The organism is Streptomyces sp. NPDC028368 (assembly GCF_055565615.1).
On record NZ_JBVHTY010000011.1, the window covers coordinates 20837 to 37599 of the forward strand.

The 16763-nt window shown below is 72.0% G+C and carries 11 protein-coding genes; 10 read left to right on the forward strand and 1 reads right to left on the reverse strand.

What is annotated here, in order from left to right; translation table 11 throughout:
* Positions 1 to 55: 55 nt before the first annotated feature.
* The 5 genes from ACZ4S3_RS24600 to ACZ4S3_RS24620 all read left to right on the forward strand — a co-directional run bounded on the left by ACZ4S3_RS24600 (position 56) and on the right by ACZ4S3_RS24620 (position 6763).
* Entirely contained in the window at positions 56 to 1807 is a 1752-nt protein-coding gene (locus ACZ4S3_RS24600; RefSeq protein ID WP_467937643.1) for an ABC transporter substrate-binding protein, read from the forward strand.
* A gap of 78 nt (positions 1808 to 1885) precedes the next feature.
* The gene (locus ACZ4S3_RS24605; RefSeq protein ID WP_467937645.1) at positions 1886 to 2896 is read left to right on the forward strand and encodes an ABC transporter permease; all 1011 of its coding nucleotides are present in this window, start codon (positions 1886 to 1888) and stop codon (positions 2894 to 2896) included.
* Positions 2893 to 4101, forward strand: coding sequence for an ABC transporter ATP-binding protein (locus ACZ4S3_RS24610; RefSeq protein WP_467937647.1), 1209 nt, complete (start codon positions 2893 to 2895; stop codon positions 4099 to 4101). Before ACZ4S3_RS24605 ends, ACZ4S3_RS24610 begins: the two co-directional genes overlap by 4 nt.
* Entirely contained in the window at positions 4098 to 5195 is a 1098-nt protein-coding gene (locus ACZ4S3_RS24615; protein WP_467937649.1) for an ABC transporter ATP-binding protein, read from the forward strand. Before ACZ4S3_RS24610 ends, ACZ4S3_RS24615 begins: the two co-directional genes overlap by 4 nt.
* A 158-nt stretch (positions 5196 to 5353) precedes the next feature.
* Complete coding sequence (locus ACZ4S3_RS24620) at positions 5354 to 6763, forward strand: M1 family metallopeptidase (RefSeq protein ID WP_467937651.1); 1410 nt, start codon at positions 5354 to 5356, stop codon at positions 6761 to 6763.
* Between the two features lie 44 nt (positions 6764 to 6807).
* Here the strand turns inward: ACZ4S3_RS24620 and ACZ4S3_RS24625 are convergent, their stop codons facing one another.
* Entirely contained in the window at positions 6808 to 7440 is a 633-nt protein-coding gene (locus tag ACZ4S3_RS24625; RefSeq protein ID WP_467937652.1) for a trimeric intracellular cation channel family protein, read from the reverse strand.
* 100 nt (positions 7441 to 7540) lie between these two features.
* On the opposite strand from ACZ4S3_RS24625, the gene ACZ4S3_RS24630 reads away from it, so the two are divergent.
* The 5 genes from ACZ4S3_RS24630 (at position 7541) to ACZ4S3_RS24650 (ending at position 16756) form a co-directional block, all read left to right on the forward strand.
* Positions 7541 to 8389, forward strand: coding sequence for a thioesterase family protein (locus tag ACZ4S3_RS24630; protein WP_467937654.1), 849 nt, complete (start codon positions 7541 to 7543; stop codon positions 8387 to 8389).
* A gap of 119 nt (positions 8390 to 8508) precedes the next feature.
* Positions 8509 to 8940: a CU044_2847 family protein gene (locus ACZ4S3_RS24635; RefSeq protein WP_467937656.1), complete on the forward strand. Its 432-nt coding sequence runs from the start codon at positions 8509 to 8511 to the stop codon at positions 8938 to 8940.
* Complete coding sequence (locus ACZ4S3_RS24640; RefSeq protein ID WP_467937658.1) at positions 8937 to 11129, forward strand: VMAP-C domain-containing protein; 2193 nt, start codon at positions 8937 to 8939, stop codon at positions 11127 to 11129. Before ACZ4S3_RS24635 ends, ACZ4S3_RS24640 begins: the two co-directional genes overlap by 4 nt.
* A gap of 75 nt (positions 11130 to 11204) precedes the next feature.
* Positions 11205 to 12218 (forward strand): AAA family ATPase, encoded by a 1014-nt coding sequence (locus ACZ4S3_RS24645; protein ID WP_467937659.1) that lies wholly within the window; start codon positions 11205 to 11207, stop codon positions 12216 to 12218.
* Entirely contained in the window at positions 12215 to 16756 is a 4542-nt protein-coding gene (locus tag ACZ4S3_RS24650) for an SAV_2336 N-terminal domain-related protein (protein ID WP_467937661.1), read from the forward strand. Before ACZ4S3_RS24645 ends, ACZ4S3_RS24650 begins: the two co-directional genes overlap by 4 nt.
* The last annotated feature ends 7 nt before the right edge of the window (positions 16757 to 16763 follow it).

The window sequence follows — 16763 nt, forward strand, 5'->3', positions numbered from 1 at the left end:
AGAAGCCTCAACCACCTATTGACGTTTTCGACGAACGAAGGGGATACCGACCACGATGCGAAGGTCAGTTCCGGTCGCGGCTATCGCGGCCATCACCAGCGCCGGCCTCTTGCTGGCCGGCTGCAGCGGGGGCAAGGGCTCCGACAGCGGCTCCGGCAAGGCGAACGCCGCGACCACAGGGGTCGTCAACGCCTCGGACGCGAAGGGCGGCACGCTCAACTACGCGATGAGCGACGCCCCCGAGTCGTTCGACCCGGGCAACACCTACTACGCCTTCATCTACAACTTCAGCCGGCTCTACGCGCGCCCGCTCACCACCTTCAAGCCGGGCGCCGGCAAGAAGGGCAACGAGCTGGTCCCGGACCTGGCCGAGTCGATGGGCAAGCCCACCGACGGCGGCAAGACCTGGACGTACAAGATCCGCAAGGGCCTGAAGTACGACGACGGCTCCGCGATCACCTCACAGGACGTCAAGTACGCGGTCGAGCGCAGCAACTTCGCGCGCGACACCCTCTCGCTGGGCCCGAACTACTTCCAGCAGTTCCTCAAGGACAACGACGGCGGCTACAAGGGTCCCTACAAGGACAAGAGCAAGGCCGGTCTGAAGTCCATCGAGACGCCCGACGACCAGACGATCGTCTTCCACCTCAAGAAGGCGTTCGCCGAGTTCGACTACCTGGTCAGCGCCCCGCAGACCGCCCCGGTGCCGCAGGCCAAGGACAAGGGCGCGGACTACACCAAGTCCGTGGTCTCCTCCGGCTCGTACAAGTACCAGAGCTACGAGGAGGGCAAGCAGCTCACCCTCGTCCGTAACCCGCACTGGTCCGCCAAGACCGACCCGCTGCGCAAGCAGCTGCCGGACAAGATCGTCCTGAAGCTGAAGGTCGCCCAGTCGACCATCGACAAGGACCTGCAGTCCGGCAACACCCAGATCGACCTGGCCGGCCGCGGCGTCGACGGCCAGACGCAGGCCCAGCTCCTGACGGACCCCAAGGAGAAGGGCAACACCGACAACACGCTCGGTCAGCGGCTCGTCTACACGGCGCTCAACACCAACGTGAAGCCGTTCAACAACATCGAGTGCCGGACGGCCGTCGAGTACGCGGTCGACAAGAAGGCCGTGCAGACCTCGCTCGGCGGCCCGATACGCGGCGATATCGCCTCCACGGTGCTGCCGACCGACATCGACGGCTACCAGAAGTTCGACCTGTACCCGCAGAAGTACAACAAGGACAAGCTGGACCTGACCGAGGCCAAGAAGCACTGGGCCAAGTGCGGCGCCGGCAAGATCGACACCACCATCCTCGCGCGCAGTGACCGTCAGGACGAGGTGGACGCGGCCACCTCGGTCATCGAGTCGCTGAAGAAGATCGGCATCAACGCCAAGATCCAGAGCTACCCGACGAGCAAGTACACCTCGGACTACGCCGGTGTGCCCAAGTTCAACAAGAAGAACAACGTCGGCCTGATCATGTTCCAGTGGGGCTCGGACTTCCCGACCGGCTACGGCTACCTGCAGCAGATCCTCAACGGCAAGGCGATCAGCCAGTCCGGCAACTCCAACCTTTCGGAACTGGACGACCCGGAGATCAACAAGCTGCTCGACACCGCCATCGCCAACACCGACAAGGCTGCTCGCGAGAAGGCGTACGCCGCGATCGACAAGAAGACGATGGAGCAGGCGGCGATCGTCCCGCTCACCTACTTCAAGGTCCTGATGTACCGCTCGCCCCAGGCCACCAACATGGTGTCCACCTCGGCCTTCAGCGGTCAGTACGACTACCTCAACATCGGCGTCAAGAAGTAGCAGCCCTGGAAGGCAGGTGAAGGCATTGGTGTCCGCGGGCCGGTCGCAACCGGTCCGCGGCGCCGACGCCGCATCCCCGTGTTCTCGTACATCATCCGCAGGTTGATCAGCGCAGTGATCCTGCTGCTGATCGTCAGCGCGGTCACCTTCGGCATCTTCTTCCTGCTGCCGAAAATGGCCGGGCAGACCACCGACCAGCTTGCCCAGCAGTACATCGGAAAGGCCCCCACGCCCGCGGACATCGCCGCGGTGAAGAAGAATCTCGGCCTGGACAAGCCCGTGTACGAGCAGTACTGGGATTTCCTCAAGGGCATTTTCGTCGGCGTCGACTACAAATTCGGTCCGGAAGCGGCCAAGTGCCATGTGCCGTGCTTCGGTTACTCCTTCAAAACACATATCGAGGTCTGGCCGGAAATCCAGTCCCGGCTCCCGGTGACGCTGTCGCTGGCCGCCGGTGCGGCCGTGCTGTGGGTGGTCTCCGGTGTCGCCACCGGTGTGCTCTCCGCACTGCGTCCCGGCTCGCTCTTCGACCGGCTGGCCATGGGCGTCGCCCTGGCCGGTGTCTCGCTCCCCATGTTCTTCACCGGCGCCCTGGCGCTGGCCCTGTTCACCTACCAGTGGCCGATCTTCGAACGCAGCGATTACGTACCGCTGTTGGAGGATCCGTTCCTGTGGGCCCGGACCCTGGTCCTGCCCTGGGTGACCCTGGCCTTCCTCTACTCCGCGCTCTACGCCCGGCTCACCAGAGCGGGCATGCTCGAGACGCTCAGCGAGGACTACATCCGCACCGCCCGCGCCAAGGGCCTGCGGGAACGCAAGGTCGTCGTACGGCACGGCCTGCGGGCCGCGCTCACCCCGATCATCACGGTCTTCGGCATGGACCTGGGCCTGCTGCTCGGCGGCGCGCTGATCACCGAACAGGTCTTCTCCCTCAAGGGAGTCGGCGCCTTCGCGGTGGAGGCGATCAACGCCAACGACCTGCCGAACATTCTCGGCGTCACCCTGCTCGCCGCGTTCTTCATCGTCATTTGCAACCTGGTGGTGGACGTTCTGTACGCCGCCGTAGACCCGCGGGTGAGGCTCTCGTGACCGACTCCTCCGAGGACAAGAACGGCGCGGCGGAAGCTGCCGGAACGGCTGAGGCGAAGCCCGAGGCGACGGCTGAGGCCAAGACCGAGGCCAAAGCGAAGACTGAGGCCAAGCCCGAGGCCAAGGCCGGGGAGGCCGAGCCCACCCCCGACACCGGGGACCGGAAGACCTCCTCCTTCCTCGAAGTACGCGACCTCAAGGTGCACTTCAACACCGACGACGGCGTGGTGAAGTCCGTCGACGGGCTGACGTTCAGCCTGGAGAAGGGCAAGACGCTCGGCATCGTCGGCGAGTCCGGGTCCGGTAAATCCGTGACCTCGCTCGCCGTCATGGGACTGCACCGGGCCTCGCGCCAGCAGCGCAGCAAGGTGACGATGTCCGGCGAGATCTGGCTGGACGGCAAGGAGCTGGTCGGCGCCGATCCGGACGAGGTGCGCCGGCTGCGCGGCCGGCAGATGGCGATGATCTTCCAGGATCCGCTGTCCGCGCTGCACCCCTTCTACTCGGTCGGCAACCAGATCGTGGAGGCGTACCGCGTCCACAACGACGTCAGCAAGAAGACCGCGCGCAAGCGGGCCGTCGAGATGCTCGACCGGGTCGGCATCCCGCAGCCGGACAAGCGGGTGGACGACCATCCGCACCAGTTCTCCGGCGGTATGCGCCAGCGCGCCATGATCGCGATGGCGCTGGTCAACAACCCGGAGCTGCTGATCGCGGACGAGCCGACCACCGCCCTGGACGTCACCGTCCAGGCGCAGATCCTGGACCTGATCCGCGATCTGCAGAAGGAGTTCGGCTCGGCGGTCATCATCATCACGCACGACCTGGGTGTGGTGGCCGAGCTGGCCGATGACCTGCTGGTGATGTACGGCGGCCGGTGTGTGGAGCGGGGGCCCGCGGACAAGGTGTTCTCCGCGCCCCAGCACCCCTACACCTGGGGTCTGCTCGGCTCCATGCCGCGTATCGACCGTGACCAGACCGACCGGCTGATCCCCGTCAAGGGCTCGCCGCCCAGCCTGATCAACGTGCCGTCCGGCTGTGCCTTCAATCCCCGTTGCCCGTACGCGGATGTCCCCAAGGACAACCTCACCCGCACGGTGCGCCCCGAACTGCGCCAGGTCGACGGCGGGCACTTCTCCGCCTGCCACATGGCGCAGGAGGAGCGGGAGCGTATCTGGACCGAAGAGATTGCGCCGAAGCTGTGACCGAGACGACAGACGAGCAGAACAAGAAGATCCCGCTCCAGAAGGGGACGGAGGAGCCGCCCGCTCGGGCGTCCTCCGAGGCCGAGCCCCTGCTGCGCGTCCGAGGCCTGGTCCGCCACTTCCCGATCACCAAGGGCCTGCTCAAGCGCCAGGTCGGGGCCGTACAGGCGGTCGACGGCATCGACTTCGACGTCCTGCCCGGGGAAACCCTCGGCGTCGTCGGCGAGTCCGGCTGCGGCAAGTCGACGATGGGCCGGCTGATCACCCGGCTCGACGAGCCGACCGGCGGCTCCATCGAGTTCCAGGGCCAGGACATCACCCACCTCTCGCCGGGCAAGCTGCGGCCGATGCGGCGCGACGTCCAGATGATCTTCCAGGATCCGTACGGTTCGCTGAACCCGCGGCACACCATCGGCGGCATCGTCTCCACCCCCTTCCGCCTCCAGGGCGTCGAGCCCGAGGGCGGCGTGAAGAAGGAGGTGCAGCGGCTGCTGGAGCTGGTGGGCCTGAGCCCGGAGCACTACAACCGCTATCCGCACGAATTCTCCGGTGGCCAGCGTCAGCGCATCGGCATCGCCCGCGCGCTGGCGCTCAAGCCCAAGCTGGTGGTCGCCGACGAGCCGGTCTCGGCCCTCGACGTCTCCATCCAGGCCCAGGTCGTCAACCTCATGGACGACCTCCAGCAGGAGCTGGGCCTGACGTACGTCATCATCGCCCACGACCTCTCGGTCATCCGGCACGTCTCGGACCGGATCGCGGTGATGTACCTCGGCAAGATCGTGGAGCTCAGCGACCGCAAGTCGCTCTACGAGACGCCGATGCACCCGTACACCAAGGCGCTGATGTCCGCCGTGCCGGTGCCCGACCCCAAGCGGCGCACCCAGCGCGACCGGATCCTGCTCAAGGGCGATGTGCCCTCGCCGATCAACCCCCCCTCCGGCTGCCGGTTCCGTACCCGCTGCTGGAAGGCGACCGAGGAATGCGCCACCACCGAACCGCCGCTGGTCGCCCTGCGCACCGGCCACCAGGTGGCCTGCCACCACCCGGAGAACACGCCGGCCGACCGGTCCGAGAAGCAGCTGAGCGGCAAATAGACGCCGAAGAGGCACTGAATGAGCACCGAGTGAGCAGCAAGTAAGCAGTAACTGCCGAGGAATTGGCAAAGTCCTGGGCATAGCGGGGCGGGAGAGTGCAGAGTCGGCACGGTTGTTCATCATCATCCGTGTGTTCGAAAGGTCCGAAGGGACGGCTCATGGCACTCTCCCGTTCTGCCCGTCGCACCTCCCGCTGGCTCGCCCTCGCCACGGCGGTGGCCTCCGCCGCCACCATCGCCGCGGCCCCGGCCGCCTCGCCCGGCGCCCCCGGCATCGGCGACCCGTACTTCCCCGATCTGGGCAACGGCGGCTTCGACGCCCTGCATTACGACCTCGGCGTCAGCTATCACCCCGGCTCGGGCCGCCTCGACGGCCGTACGACGCTGACCGCCAGAGCCACCCAGAGCCTTTCCGCCTTCGACCTCGACCTGCAGAAGCTGCGGGTCGACTCGGTCCGGGTGAACGGCCGGCGCGCCCACTTCGCCCGGTCCGGCGACGAGATATCGGTGACCCCCGACTTCCCGCTGGCCAAGGGCCGCAAGTTCACCGTCACCGTCGTCTACCACGGCGTCCCCCAGCCGCTCAGCGGCCCGATCGTCTTCGGTTCCGACTACGGCTGGATGAAGACCAAGGACGGCGTCTTCGTCGCCTGCGAGCCGAACGCCGCCTCGACGTGGTTCCCCTCCAGCGACCACCCCAGCGACAAGGCGACGTACGACATCCGCATCGACGCCCCCAAGGGACTGACCGGCGTCTCCAACGGCCGGCTCATCAACTCCGGGGAGGCGCACGGCCGTTCCTATGCCCACTGGCGCGAGCGGCGCCCGATGGCGACGTACCTGGCCACCGCCACCATCGGCAAATTCGACGTCCGTACGGGCACCACCCCCGCCGGCACGCCCATCTACGTCGCCACCGACCCGACCCTGCCCGCCGGCAATGTCGACGTCTACGGCATCACCGCCGAGGCCACCGACTACTGGTCCAAGGTCTTCGGCCCCTACCCCTTCGAGGAGACCGGCGCGATCGTCGACGACATGCCGCAGGCGGGCTTCTCCCTCGAGGTGCAGTCCAAGCCGGTCTACTCCGCCGTACGCAACGAGACCACCATCGTCCACGAGCTGGCCCACCAGTGGTTCGGCGACTCGGTCTCCGTCAAGCAGTGGAAGAACATCTGGCTCAACGAGGGGTTCGCCAGCTACGCGCAGTGGCTGTGGGACGAGCACAAGGGCACCCGGAGCGCCCATGACGCCTTCCTCAAGCAGTACGCCGCCGCCCCCGCGGACGACGGCTTCTGGAAGGTCAAGGTCGGCGACCCGCAGCGGGACACCATGTTCGCGAACGCGGTCTACAAGCGGGGCGCGATGACCCTGCAGGCGCTGCGCGAGCGGATCGGCGACAAGGCGTTCTTCAAGCTGCTCCCGGCCTGGACCTCGGCGCACCGCTACGGCACCGCGGAGACATCCCAGTTCATCGCGCTCGCCGAGAAGATCTCCGGTCAGCAGCTGGACGACCTGTTCCACACCTGGCTTTACACGGACAGCCGCCCGGCGCTGCCCGGGAAGTAGACCGCCACCGGAAGCCGCGGCTCGGCCACCCCGCCCCGCCCGTGCTAGCCGTCGTCCCGCCCGTCGCGGCCGCTGAGCTGCGCGGGCCGCGGCAGATGTACCCCGAAGTACACCGCGCCCATGCGCAGCGCGAACACCACCCCCGCCGAGACCCCCGCGGCGGGGGTGGCTCCCACGCCGAGGTGGTGCAGCGCCAGGTAGCAGCAGGCGCCCGCGAGGGCCGCGATCGCATAGACGTCCTCGCGCAGCAGCAGCGGCGGGAACTCCCCGCACAGCACATCGCGGATGACCTCACCGGCGACCCCGGTCAGTACGGCCAGAATGATCACGGCCAGCGGCGTCACGCCCGCCTCGATGGCCGCCCGTGCCCCGATCACGGTGACCACGGCCAGCCCGACCGCGTCCACGACCAGCAGCGATTTGTGCGGCAGTTGCCAGAACCGCAGATAGATCATGGTGCCGACGCCGACGCAGATGATCAGGGTCAGCAGCACCCAGTCGTGCGTCCAGTACAGCGGATGCCGGTTGAGGATGGTGTCCCGCAGCGTGCCGCCGGAAATCGACGCGGCGAACGCGAGCACCAGGCCGCCGAAGGGGTCCATGTTGGCCCGGTAGGCGGCCAGCACCCCGCTCGCGGCGAAGGCGGCGACGCCGACCAGGTAGAGCACGTGAAGCATGGGGGCATCATCGCAGGCCCGGACCGACCGCCTCCGCTTAGGGCCCGACGCTTGAAATTGACACTACCGGTCGGTAACTAATCCGTGTAGCGTGCCCGGCATGGCAACGGTGACCATTGGTAACAGCGAGTTCGACCGCGATACGGCGGTCACGCGCCGCGCCCCCGGCGTCTACGACGCGCACCTCTCCGCCGGCTGGACGATCATCCAGGCGGTCAACGGCGGCTATCTGCTCGCCCTCATGGGCCGCGCGCTGGGCGACGCCCTCCCGCACCCCGACCCCTTCTCGGTCACCGCCCACTACCTGACGGCCTCCGTCCCGGGCCCCGCCGTCATCCGTACCGAGGTGGTCCGCAGCGGCCGCACGATGTCGACCGGCACCGCGACCCTCGTCCAGTTCGCCGAGGACGGCACCGAGGTGGAGCGGCTGCGGGTACTCGCCGCGTACGGCGACCTGGACGCGCTTCCCGACGACGTCCGTACGACCGCCAAGCCGCCGGCCATCCCCCCGTACGAACACTGCCTGGGCACCGACAGCGCCCCCGGCGGCCGCCCGGCCATCTCCGGCAGCACGGCCATCACCGACCGCCTCGCCCTCCGCCTCGACCCGGCCACCGCCGGCTGGGCCGTCGGCGCGCCCTCCGGCAACGGGGAGATGCGCGCCTGGTTCGGCCTCGCCGACGGCCGCGACCCCGACCCGCTCTCCCTCCTCCTGACCGTCGACGCCCTTCCGCCGACCGCCTTCGAACTGGGCCTGGCGGGCTGGGTCCCCACCGTCGAACTCACCACCCACATCCGTCACCGCCCGGCCCCGGGCCCGCTCCGCGTCGCCATCACCACCCGTAACCTGGCGGGCGGCTTCCTGGAGGAGGACGCCGAGGTCTGGGACAGCGAGGACCGACTGGTCGCCCAGTCACGGCAGTTGGCGCGCACCGTGCTGCACGGCTGACACCCGCGCCCCGCGGGCCGCCGCCTCGTCCTTTTCGCAGGTGGCTCCGGGTGCGCAAGCGAAAAGTGTGACGCAAAAGAGCGCGCGGTGGCGGTGCGGCTCGTGTCAGACTGACCGGCATGGGGGACGTGGCGCTGAAGCTGGAGGACGGGACCGTCGTATGGCTGCGCGCCGAGGGGCCGGCCACCGACGGCGGCTCCGGCGCGGCCGCAGGTCGAACTCCCGCCGCCGAGGGGGAGTTGGAGCTGCCCGACGCGTTCGGCTCCGCCCAGCCGGTCAGCGTGGACGGCCGGATGAGCCGCGCCCTGACCCGGGGCGGTGAGGCGCTGGAGGAGGCCCTGCGCCCGCTCGGCGGCGTCCTCGCCCAGATCCACCGCTCGATCGCCGACGGCAGCCACCGCCCCGACGAGGTCACCGTGGAGTTCGGCGTCACGCTCGGCTCCGATCTGCGCCTGGGCGTCTTCTCCGGGAAGGGCGACGCGAGCTTCAAGGTCAGCGCCAAGTGGAACCTCGGCAGCGGCGCGGGTGAACCCGGCGGGGCCGCACCGTGATCCACGGCGCAGGTCCGGACACCCCGCTCCAGCTGTCCTTCGCCTCCGTACGGCACGGCGAGAGCGCCGTCGGCGCGGGCGTGCTGGTCGCCGAGCGGCTCGTCCTGACCTGCGCCCATGTCGTCAACAGCGCGCTGGGCAGGGGGCGGTTCACCCAGGACACCCCCGGGCACGGCGATACGGTCACGCTCCGGCTGCCCCATGTCGCACCGGCCCGTGACCTGACGGCCCGGGTCGTACGGGAGATGTGGGTGCCGCCGCGGGCCAGGGCGGGCGGGCGCGAGCCGGTCGAGCCGGGACGGCTGCCCTACCACGGCGACCTCGCCGTACTGGAGCTGACGGACGCCCCGCCCGAGGGCGCCGAGCCCGCGCCGTTCCTGCAGCACAACTACGCGGGCGAGGTCGTCGCCTTATGGGCCAGCGGCAATCCGCTGCCCACCGTCCGCGCCGTGCCCCGGGTCTCCGCGCCGCCGTGGATCGCGCTGGATGTGCTCGGCGGCGCCCAGGTCACCGAGGGCTTCAGCGGGGGGCCGCTGTGGGACCGCGAGCGGCAGGCCGTGGTCGGTCTGGTCGCGGCCGTGCACCGCGCCCCCGAGACGGCCGCCGCCGGGGCGCAGCCGACGACGATGTACGCCATCAGCGTCCCCGCCATCGAGTCCGAACTCCCCACCCTGCCGCCCTCGTCGGTGCCCACCGCCCGGCGCGGCGTGCAGCAGCTGCTCACCGCGCTGGAACGCGTACTGCAGGGCCGCGAGGCCGTCCTGGCCTGTGAGGAACGGCTCGCCGCCCGGCTCGGCCGGCCCTCGGCGGGCCCGGCGGCCGACCTGGACCGGCTCGTCGGCCTGGCGGCGAGCGTCCGCCGCGGCCTGCCCGAACTCCTCGATCTCGTACGGGACTACGAGCCGTCCCTGGCCGCCGCCCCCTACGACCGGCCCGGCCGCTACGGCGCCCGCGAGGACTGGGAGCGGCTGCGCCGCGCCGCACGGACGGTCCGCCCCGGCGAGTACCTGACCACCCGCCAGCGCCGCGACCTCTCAGGCCTGCTGGCCCACTGCACCCGCACCGACCCTCGCACCCTCCTGGAACGCGTCCTGCCGCACGCCCCGGAGCTGCCCGCCGTCACGGGCCTGGCCGACGCCATGGACGCACTGGAGGGCTTCGGCTCCGCCACCGGCGGGCCCGTGCCGCCGCTGCTGCAGGGGGTGGTCCGGATCAGCGTCGAGGAAGGCGCGGCCGGTCCCTATCCCGCCGAGGACCTGGACGCCTGGGTCGAGCGGGTGGCCGCCCGGTCGGGGGTGGACGAGGCGGCGGTCAGCCAGTTCCGCGCCGATGTCGAGGCCGCCGCCGTCCCGGCCCGTCCCCCCGCCCCCGGCATCCCGGCCGCCGGCTTCCCGGCCGCCGGCCTCCCGGTCCCCGCCGCCGTCGCCCCGCGCGTTCAGGTGGAGCTGCTGCCCACGCCCTCCGGCCGCCGTTTCACGTACCAGATCTGGACCTTCGCCGACGGCCAGTCGCACCGGCTCGCGCTGGTGCGGGACGCGGAGGCGGGCAGCGAGCAGGTGGTCGACGACATCCGCCGGGTGCTGCGCACCGAGGTGCGCGAGGACCCGGAGACCGCCCTCGTCGAGTACTTCCTGCCGTCCGCCTGGCTCGGCCTGGACGTCGACTCCTGGGAGGGGCCCGACAGCGACGAGGACGGGCCGTTCGCGCCCGGCATCACCCGTCGCGTGGTGGTGCGCACGACCGAACGCTCCCGGGAGAGCTACGCCGGCTGGAAACAGCGCACCGCCGCCCTGCCGCACGCCAAGCGGCTGGTTCTCGACGACCGGCACACCGACCGCAAGGTCGCCCGCGCCCAGCTCGAAGTCCACCGCGACGCAGGGACGGTGATCGTGTGCTGCGCCCCGCACCACCACGGCGCTCTGCTGCGGCAGTGCGTCCAGGCGGGCGTGCACACCGTGCTGTGGCACCGCGCGGAACACGGCGAGCACATCGCCCAGGACCTGCTGGCCCTGATGGAGGGTACGGACCACACCCAGGTGCCCGAGGTGGTACGCCTGGAACGGGCCAAGGCGATGGCCGAGCCCGAGAGCGCCGGCCACCACGGCCGCAGACTGTCCCTGCTGTACGACGCGCCGGACCACCGGCCCCCGCAACTGGCCCCCGACGCCTGGGTGTTGACGCAGCCGTGAACGTCCATGAATGCCTATGAACACCCAAGAACGCCTGAGTGTGGACGCAGCAGCCATGAACGAGGAGAACGCGCGGTGACCGGACAGAACGCAACGGGCGCATACGACGACCCGGGGGCGCAGCCGGAGGACTGGTGGGTCTTCCGCGGCCCTTCGGACCTGCCTGCCCCACCGCCCTGGCGCGGCTTTCCGGCCACCCGCGGCACGGCGCCCCGCGCCCCGTATCTCCTGGAGCGCAACGAGATCTCCGTCATCAACGCCGCCCTGCATCTGCACCGCCCCCTGCTGGTCACCGGCCGCCCCGGCGCCGGCAAGAGCTCGCTGGCCCGCGCCGTCGCCGAGGAACTGGACCTGGGGGACGTCCTGCGCTGGTCGGTCAACAGCCGCTCCACCCTTCAGGACGCGCTCTACCGCTACGACGCCGTGGGCCGGCTCCGTGAGGCCTCGCTGCGCCGCGAGCGCGACACGCCCCGTGGCTCCGCCCGCCGCCCCAGGGCCCGGCGCGCCGCCACGGCCGGCGACATCGGCCAGTATCTGCGCCTCGGCCCGCTCGGCAGCGCCCTGGCGGCCGACCGCCCCCGCGTCCTGCTCGTCGACGAACTCGACAAGGCCGATATCGACCTGCCCAATGACCTGCTGGTCGTGCTGGAGGAGGGCGAGTTCGAGATCCCGGAGCTGGCCCGGCTGCCCGAACACCAGCAGGAGGTACAGGTCCTGCTGAGCGGAAGCCGCGAGCGGGTCACGGTCCACCGCGGTGTGGTCCGCTGCGCCCACTTCCCGATCGTCATCATGACCAGCAACGGCGAACGCGACTTCCCGCCCGCCTTCATGCGCCGCTGCGTACGGCTCGACCTGCCGGAACCGACCGGCGACCGGCTGCGGAAGATCATCGAGCACAACCTCGGAGAGCGGGCCGCGGCCGCCGCCGAGGACCTCATCGAGGTCTTCCACCAGCGCGCCAAGACCCAGACCCTGGCCACCGACCAGCTGCTGGCCGCCGTCCATCTGCGCATCAGCGGCGCCGACCTCACCAAGGAAGAGCTCCTCGCCGCCGTGCTGCACCGCCTCGACGAGCCCATGTCGCCATGATCGACCGACTGCGACAGACGATGTCGGCCGCCGGCTACGACCTCGGGGCCACCGAACTCCTCGATGTGCTGTGGCTGACGCGGGTGATGGAGGGGCGCGGGGCGCCGCAGGCGACGGGGGAGCCGGGGGAGAGCGTGGAAGCGCTGGGAGCCGGTGCGGACCGGCGCGAGGGGGAGCGGGCCGGGCACGGCGAGGCGGCCGACGCATCCGCCGAGCGGTCCGGCCGGGCGCCGGGTGAGTCCGGTGAGCCCGACGCGTCCGGTGAGGCCGCCGCGTCGTCCGCCGAGCCGTCGCCGGCCGAGCCCGTGGACCCGGCCGAGCCCGCAGATCCCACCGAGCCCGCCGATCCCACCGGCCCCGCAGATCCCGGCGACCCCACCGACCCCACCGACCCCGTAACGCCCGTCGGTCCGCCCCGTCGTGCGCTGTACGCCATGGGGAGCCAGGGTGGCGAGACCGGTGCGGACCGGGCCCGCACCGCCCGGGTCCCCGGTGGGCGCGCACTGCCCGACGCCCAGCAGCTGGGCCGCGCGCTGCGCCCGCTGCGCAGGTCCCGGGACCACCCGCACCGCACGGTCACCGACATCGAGGCCACCGTCCGGCTCGCCGCCGAGACCGGCTTCCTCGATGTCGTCTCCCGCCCGGACCAGGAACGGCGCTGGTCGGCCGTGCTGCTGGTGGACTGCTCCCCGTCCATGCAGGTATGGGGCTCGCTGGCCACCGAGCTGCGCGCGCTCCTCACCCGGAGCACGGTGTTCCGCTCCGTCGAGGTCCATCCGATCGACCCTCAGGACGCGGCCGGCCCCCTGCGGAGCCGGCGGGCGGCGCGCGCCACCGTGACCTTCCTCCTCACCGACGGTACGAGCCCCGGCTGGCGCAGCCCGCAGGCCGTGAGGGCCCTGGCCGCCTGGGGCCGCGGCGGCCCGGTGGCTGTGCTGAACCCGCTGCCCCGCCGGCTGTGGCGCGGCACCGCCCTGGATGCGCGGCCCCGGCTGCTTGCCGCCCCGGGCGAGTTCGACCCGGTGGGACGCCTCATCGTCTGCGACGGCCTGAGCGGCGAGCGCGACCCGGACGCGGACGGCCTGCTCGCCCTGCCCGTACTGCATCCCACCGTCTCCGCACTGGAACAGTGGGCCGGACTGCTCACCCGCCCCGGCGTCCCGCACCTGATCGAAACGGCGCTGCTGGACGAGGCGCCGCTGCATGCCCCGCCGCCCCGGCCGCACGGCACCGCCGAGGAGCTGCTGGCCCACTTCCGGGGCGCCTTCTCGCCCGAGGCCTACCGCCTGGCCGTCCGCCTCTCCGCGATCCGGCCCCTGACCACACCCCTGATGCAGCTGGTGCGCGCCGCCACGATGCGCGACGCCGGTCCCACCCATGTCGCGGAGATCCTGCTCGGCGGCCTGCTCGAACGCTCCGACCAGGCCCGCGACGCGGCCGCCGCGCAGGCCCTGGACCGTGCCCTGGGCCCGCCGCCGCCGGGCCAACTGGTCCAGCCCGTATACGACTTCCGCCCCGGCGTGCGCGAGCTGCTGTTCAGCGGCCTCGGCGCCGAGCAGGCCGTGGAGGTCGTCGAGGCGGTCGGCCGCTCCCTGGAGCCGTACATGGGGCGGCTGCCCGACTTCCCCGTCCTGATGGGCGACGAGGAGGGCGAGCTGCGGCTGCATGCCTCGGCGCGGGCGTTCGCCGTGCTGGCCAGTCCGGTGCTGGAGCGGATGGGGGGTGCGCCGCCCGAGCAGTTCCACGGTGCGGTGCCGCACCAGCGCCGCCCCGCGCTCCCGCCGCCGCTGCGCTTCGGGGTGCTCGGGCCGGTGCGCGCCTGGCGGGGACGGACGGCGGTCGCGTGGGGCGGCCCGGAGGAGCAGGCGCTGCTCGCGGCCCTCCTGCTGCGCCCCGGGCACGCCGCCACGACGAGCGCATTGGTGGCCGACCTGTGGGGGGATGCGCCGCCGCGGGACGCCGTCGCCTCGCTGTATGCGTACGCCTCGCGGCTGGGCCGGGCGCTCGGCCCGGAGGTCCTGGTCAGCGAGCGGGACGGCGGGCACGCGCTCCGCGGCCCCGACGGCGGCGCACCCGTCCTCGACCTCGATCTCGACCGGGCCGAGCGGCTGGCGGCCCGCGCCAGAGACACCGACGATCCCGCCGAGGCCCGTCAACTGTGCGATGCGGCGCTGGAGTTGTGGGACGGCGAAGCGCTCACCGGAGCGCCGGGGCCGTGCGCCGCGGCGCACCGCAGGCGGCTGGAGCGGTGGCGCCGCGACCTCATGAACGGGGTCTGCCGTCCCTTGTCGCAGGACCTTGGGCCCGAGGCGGCGTCCGCCGCCCTGCCCGCCGTCCCCGAGTATTTCTTCGGCCGCACACAGGAGATCTCCCGGCTGGTGGCGGGGCTGACGCGGACGGACGGCCCGGCGCCCTGCTGGGCGGTCCACGGACCGGCCGGCGCCGGCAAGACGGCGCTCGCGGTGCGGGTCGCGCACGAGGTGGCGGAACACTTCCCGGACGGGCAGCTGTTCGTGGACCTGGGTGAGGGCGACCGCGACCGTGCCGCGCACTACCGCTCGCTGCTCGCCGAACGCCGCGTCCTGCTCGTACTGGACGACCTCCCCGACGACGAGGAGACGCAGACCGCCCTCCTCCCGGACGCGGGGACCTGGGCCGGCGCCGTACTCCTCACCGGCCGCCGCCGCCCCCGGCTCGACGCGCTCAGCGGCAGCATCTCGCTGACGGGGCCGACGGCCGCCGAAGCGCATGCGGCCCTGCCCGAGCACCTGCTGCTCCGGTGGTTCGACGACCGGCTCACCGTGCCCGCACGGCGCGCCTTCTGTCTCCTGGCCGTCCCGGAGGCCGCCGAGCTGTCGCTGCCGGCCGCGGCCGCGCTGCTCGACACGACGGCGGACCGGGCCCGCGCCCGGCTGGCCGAGCTGCTGGCGATCGGCGCCCTGCGCGAGACGGCCCGCGGCCGCTACCGCTACCTCGGCGACCTGCGCTCCTTCGCCCGCGCCATCGCCGACCGCGAGCTGCCCACGGCGCGCCGCGACGAAGTACTGTCCGGCCTGCTGACCTGCTACCTGGACATGGGCCGGCAGCTGCACGAAAGCCGGTACCCGGGGGAGCGGTGGCTGACCGACCTCACCCGCGCCGCCCCCTCCTCGTCCGCCCCGGCCCTCCCGAAGGCGAAGGACACCACCCGCGCCCTGGCCGCCTGGGCCGACGAGACACCACACCTCCTCGCGTTCCTGCGCGGGCTGGTGGTCCGGACACCACGGCTCGTCCGGCCCGCCGCCGACCTCCTCCTGCTGGCCCAGGTGACGGCGGACTCCGGGGCGGTCTCCGCCGCGTTCGAAACGGCCGCGCGGACGGTGGCGGCGCAGGCGGCGACGGCGGGCGACGACCGGGCGGAAGGCCGGGCACGGGCCGCACTCGCCGATGCGTACATCACGCTGGGCAAGTTCGCCGAGGCCGAGCCCGAAGCGCGGCGGGCGGAGCACCTGGCAGGCCGTTGCGGCGATCCCGTGACGCGCTTCCGGGCACCCTGCGCACGCGGGATCATCGCCCTCCACCAGGGGCGGCACGACGCGGCCGAACGGCACCTCACCGCGGCCTGGGAGCACTGCCGCGACCGCGACGACCAGCTGGGTGAGGCCGTCGCGCTCGCCGCGCTGGCCAGGCTCTGGGCGGCGGCCGGCAACAGCGGCGACGCCGTCCTGTTCGCCGAGCGCAGCGTGGGCGTCTTCGACCGGACGGGCTCCCCGCGCCTGGCACACGGCCTGTACGCCCTGTCCGAGGCGCTGTCGGCGGCCGGCCGGCACACCGACGCGCTCCGCGCGCTGTTCCAGGCGCTGCCGCTCTTCGAGGAGGACCGGCAGCACCTCTGGGCGGGCCGCACCCGCTGCCGTACGGCCGAGGCGACGGCCGCCCTGATCCGGCCCGGCGAAGCCACGTCCGCCGCACAGGACGCGGCGAAGCGGCTGCTGGTGCCGGGCGGCGAGCGGTGGCGGGCCGATGCGCTGGCCGTACTGGGGCATGCCGAGACCGCCCTGGGCCGCAAGCAGGGTGCCCAGGCGCACTGGCGCGAGGCGCTGGCCGTGTACGAGGCGTTCGGCGCCCCGGAGGCCGAGGGCGTGCGGGCGCAGCTGCGGGACAAGCCCGGGACGCCGACGGCCGGTTCGGGTGCGCGCCGGCCGGGGGTGTCCCGTACGGCGGACGCCGCGGCCACCGGCACGGTCCTGCGCGACCTGACGGCGGCCGTCGGCGTCCTGCGCGACCGGCTCGGGCTCGCGGCCGACAGCCGGCACCGGGGCACCCCGGAATCCCCGGAATCCCCGGAATCCCCGGAATCCCTGGAATCCCTTGAGGCCGAACTCGCCGACCGGGTGGCCGACTTCGCGCGCACCGGCCGGCCGCCGCACGCCGACCTCACCCGCCTGCGCGCTTCCCTGGAGACGGTGACCTCGCACGACGCCCTGACGCGGTCGACGCCCGACGTCCTCGAAGCGGCCGATACGGTCGGCCGCCTGACCCGCCGCCTCGCCCCCTGACCGCTCC

What these genes read in the sequence shown, in the direction of transcription:
- ACZ4S3_RS24625 (WP_467937652.1), bottom strand. Translation starts at nt 7,440, where the DNA reads ATGCTTCACGTGCTCTACCTGGTCGGCGTCGCCGCCTTCGCCGCGAGC.
- ACZ4S3_RS24635 (WP_467937656.1), top strand. Translation starts at nt 8,509, where the DNA reads ATGGGGGACGTGGCGCTGAAGCTGGAGGACGGGACCGTCGTATGGCTG.
- ACZ4S3_RS24600 (WP_467937643.1), top strand. Translation starts at nt 56, where the DNA reads ATGCGAAGGTCAGTTCCGGTCGCGGCTATCGCGGCCATCACCAGCGCC.
- ACZ4S3_RS24650 (WP_467937661.1), top strand. Translation starts at nt 12,215, where the DNA reads ATGATCGACCGACTGCGACAGACGATGTCGGCCGCCGGCTACGACCTC.
- ACZ4S3_RS24630 (WP_467937654.1), top strand. Translation starts at nt 7,541, where the DNA reads ATGGCAACGGTGACCATTGGTAACAGCGAGTTCGACCGCGATACGGCG.
- ACZ4S3_RS24620 (WP_467937651.1), top strand. Translation starts at nt 5,354, where the DNA reads ATGGCACTCTCCCGTTCTGCCCGTCGCACCTCCCGCTGGCTCGCCCTC.